The organism is uncultured Caballeronia sp. (assembly GCF_964243625.1).
GTDB lineage: Bacteria > Pseudomonadota > Gammaproteobacteria > Burkholderiales > Burkholderiaceae > Caballeronia.
The window spans coordinates 1-3978 of record NZ_CAXTGZ010000556.1; the positions used below are offsets into that span (position 1 = coordinate 1).

The 3978-nt window shown below is 61.5% G+C and carries 5 protein-coding genes; all 5 read right to left on the reverse strand.

Annotation, left to right across the window (positions count from 1 at the left end; translation table 11 throughout):
- The coding region (locus tag ACFFAR_RS26895) for a dienelactone hydrolase family protein (RefSeq protein WP_375508792.1) at positions 1-942 on the reverse strand (942 nt) is incomplete at its 3' end.
- A 345-nt stretch (positions 943-1287) separates the two neighbouring features.
- Positions 1288-1707, reverse strand: a complete 420-nt coding sequence (locus ACFFAR_RS26900; protein ID WP_174365216.1) for a YchJ family metal-binding protein — start codon at positions 1705-1707, stop codon at positions 1288-1290.
- A complete protein-coding gene (locus ACFFAR_RS26905) occupies positions 1704-2309 on the reverse strand; it encodes a glutathione S-transferase family protein (RefSeq protein ID WP_174365215.1) in 606 nt (201 codons plus the stop codon). Before ACFFAR_RS26905 ends, ACFFAR_RS26900 begins: the two co-directional genes overlap by 4 nt.
- Positions 2310-2359: 50 nt before the next feature.
- Entirely contained in the window at positions 2360-3037 is a 678-nt protein-coding gene (locus tag ACFFAR_RS26910; protein ID WP_061998253.1) for an SDR family oxidoreductase, read from the reverse strand.
- 10 nt (positions 3038-3047) lie between these two features.
- A partial coding sequence (locus ACFFAR_RS26915; protein WP_375508793.1) for an acetyl-CoA C-acyltransferase occupies positions 3048-3978 on the reverse strand: 931 nt, incomplete at its 5' end.

Genomic DNA, 3978 nt, shown 5'->3' on the forward strand with positions numbered 1-3978 from the left:
CTGCGAATCCGTCGGCATGCCGATTTCGGCCAGGAACGTCTTCACGCGCGGCCACCAGATCGGCACGCCATCGCGATCCCCGACCAGCCGATGCGCATCGTTCTTGTACGCGCCAAAATCCACCATGTCGGCTCGCGCGCCATGCGCCGTGTAAGACGCGAACATGTCATCGGGGAGCGAACCCTGCCACACCGAATCATTGCTGCCATACATCCACAGCGACGGCAGCTTTACGTGCTCGCCATATTCGCCAAACGCGCTGGTCAGGTTCTTCTGCCAGTTGGCGCATTCATCCTGCCGAAGGCCGCCGGAAAAGTTGATCAGACCACGCACGCCGGTGTCCGAACGTGCATCGCGCGCGCCATACGCCATCGTGACCAGGCCGCCATGCGAGGCGCCCGCAACCACGACATGCTTGCTGTCTACAAACGCCTGCTTGTCCATGTAAGCGACCGTCGCCGCAACGTCGCTCGCTTGCGTGAAGCCGTTCGCTTCGACGTTGCAACCGTTGCCGACGTACTCGCCGCCCGACCCGGCGAAGCCGCGGCGATTCGGCACCACGACAACATAGCCATGGCGAACGAACTCGCGCGCCAGCGCCAAGGGACGCGCGCGCGGCTGGTCATGTGCGTTGCCGGGGAGTTTGCCGTGATTGAAAACGACCATCGGGAACGGGCCCGTGCCGTTGGGTTTGAAGATGGTGGTTTCGAGCGTGACATCGCCCGATGGAATCTCGATGACCGCCTCGTTGAGGGTGGCATCGACTACTGGAAGCGAGGGATCGAACGCCGGCTTGACCGTGCCGAACGCGGGTGCGTCGAGCGACGCGTATTGCTGTGCGCCGGGGAACGGTTCCGCGGCCGCCTGGGTGGACATGCCCACCAGCGTTGCCGCCACTGCACATACAGCAAAACAACCGGACACCACTTGCCTGAATGCCATCCCCGAAACTCCGCCTGCTTTCGGCCTCGCTGCTGGTTAGCTAAAGCGTGGCCGGCTTATTGTCACGATCCATCAGTTCCGCGCTTTTGTACTGCTGAAAGCAGTATCGCCTGGCGGTCCGTGAAGTCATGTCCCGAATGGACACGACAATGGGCTTCAATATGCAACGTCAGACCGCCGACCAGTAATTAGCTTATGAAACAATAGCTTGCTACCGGTTCGCCAACGGCTGGCTAAAAGACAGAGTACCCGTACAAAATGATTGGGCGCAATTAGAAAGTACCCGTGCACTGCACAATTTTTTAAACGAAAGCGCGCGTTAAGGAAATATTTGCCGTGGATTTTCTAATCGCGAAGATCGCCGTCGATATAACGCCAGCGGCCGGCGTTATCGCGTTCAAAGCGGCTGGTCTCGTGCAGACGATGCGCACGCCCGCCCACCTTGTAACGGGCGACGAACTCGACCTCGGCGTGAGTGGTGTCTATGGGCGTATGGCGCTTGATCTGCAGCCCGAGCCAGCGCGTGGCGGAATCGGCCGATGCTTCGAGATCGGGCGGGCAGGTCGCATCGCTCCAGGTCGCACGCAGATACTCGATGTTGCCGATTACATACGCGGTGTAGCGCGAACGCATCAGTTCCATGGCGTTCGCCGGCACTTCACCGTCTTCTATGAAGCGTCCGCAACATTGCGTGTACTTCGGTAAACGCTTAACGGCCGCTTCCGGCGATGCCCCACCGCAAGGACATTCGACAGGCTGGGTCACGTGTCGACGCCCGGCATCTCGATATGACCCGGCTGCGCTTTCACGCGCGCAAGCCACGCGCGAATGGCAGGGTATCGGCCGAGGTCGAGGTTGGCTTCATCGGCGACATGGGTGTATGCGTAGAGCGCAATGTCCGCGATGCTGTACTGCTCATCGACGAAATACGTGCGCGTCGCGAGATGCGTTTCCATCACGTCCAGCGCCCGGTATGAACCTGCGGTCTTCTCGGGCAAACGCGGATCGTCGGGGCTTTTCGCGAACTGGAGAATGAAGCGCGCGACTGCGACGTTCGGCTCGTGGCTGTATTGCTCGAAAAACATCCATTGCAGCACGCGCGCCCGGGCGAGGCGATCCGTGGGCAAAAGCGGCGTGCCTTCGGCAAGGTAATAGAGGATGGCGTCCGATTCGAACAGGCACGTGGTTTCATCGATCTGCAGGACCGGCACCTTGCCGTTCGGGTTCATCTGCCGAAACGAATCGGTGCGGGTGGCGCCGTTCATCATGTCCACTTCGTTCCAGACATAGGGGAGGTTCAGTTGTTCGAGCGCGAGTCGAACCTTGTAGCAATTCCCCGATGACGCCACGCCATGCACTTGATACATCACTTCATGTCCTCGTCTTTAGTCGAAAGTCCCTGCGCCAGCGTACGACATTACCATTTGATTTGCGTGCCGTCGTACTGGATGAAACTGCCGTTGAACGTTTTGTGATCCGCAGCGGCCGCCGCGATCACCGCGCGCATGCCGGTTACGCTGTGCGCAGGATCGATCGCCGCCGACGAACCGCCCATATCCGTTCGGACCCAGCCCGGGTGCAGTGAAACGCACGTCGCGCCGCGCGCCTGCAGCGACGCCGCCTTGAGCGCCGCATTCAGCGCGGCCTTGCTCGCCCTGTACAACCACCCCGCCGTAGCGTTCATCTCCGCAATGCTGCCCATCTTGCTCGATACGACGGCAAGCACGCCGTGCGCGGCGTCCGTCAGCGGCAAGAGGATGGGAAGCAATTGCATGGGACCGCGGACGTTCGTGCGCATGACTTCATCGAAATCTTCCGCGAGGATGGTTTCCACGTGCTCCGTGCGCGGACCATAAACCCCCGACACGATGATCGCCGCATCCAGCTTCTCGCCATCGAGTTGCCAGCCGAGCGCGGCGATATCCTCGGGTCTGGTTGTATCAAGCGAGAAGGTCTTGGCGCCCATGGCTTCGAGACCGCTTAACGATGCCGCATCGCGCGCCGTGGCGAGCACCCGCCAGCCATCGCGGCAATACTGGCGCGCAAACTCATGGCCGAGTCCGCGCGATGCACCCACGATCAATACCGTTTTCATAGCGTCACCTTCAGATCAATTCGATGCCCATTGCCGTCGCCTCTCCGCCGCCGATGCACAAGCTCGCCACACCGCGCTTCAGGCCGCGCTGACGCAATGCGCCGATCAGCGTGACGAGGATTCGCGCGCCCGATGCGCCGATAGGATGTCCCAGCGCGCATGCGCCGCCGTTGACGTTGACTTTGTCGTGGGGAAGATCATGTTCGCGCATGGCGGCCATCGCGACGACGGCGAACGCCTCGTTGATCTCGTACAGGTCGACATCGCTCGCGCGCCAGCCGTTCTTCTCGAACAGCTTGCGGATCGCGCCGACGGGCGCCGTGGTGAACAACGCCGGTTCCTGCGCGAACGTGCTGTGGCCGACCACGCGTGCGAGCGGCGTCACGCCGAGCCGCCTGGCCGTCGATTCGCGCATCATGACGAGCGCGGCGGCGCCATCGGAAATGGACGATGCATTCGCCGCCGTCACGGTGCCGTCCTTCGCGAAAGCGGGTTTGAGCGTCGAAATCTTTTCGATGTTCGCCTTCGCCGGCTGTTCATCGTGATCGATAACCGTCTCGCCCTTGCGGCCCGATACCGTCACCGGCGCAATTTCCCAGTCGAACGAACCGTCTTCGTTCGCGCGCTTGGCGCGCTTGAGCGATTCGATGGCAAATGCGTCCTGCGCCTCCCGCGTGAACTTGTACGAACCCGCGCATTGCTCGGCAAACGTGCCCATCAGCCGGCCTTTTTCGTACGCGTCTTCGAGGCCATCGAGGAACATGTGATCGAGCACCTGGCCGTGACCCATGCGCATGCCGCCGCGCGCTTTCGGCAACAGGTACGGGGCATTGGTCATGCTTTCCATGCCGCCTGCGACGATTACATCGTGGGAACCGGCGAGCAGCATGTCGTGCGCGAACATGGCCGCGCGCATGCCCGAGCCGCACATCTTGTTGACG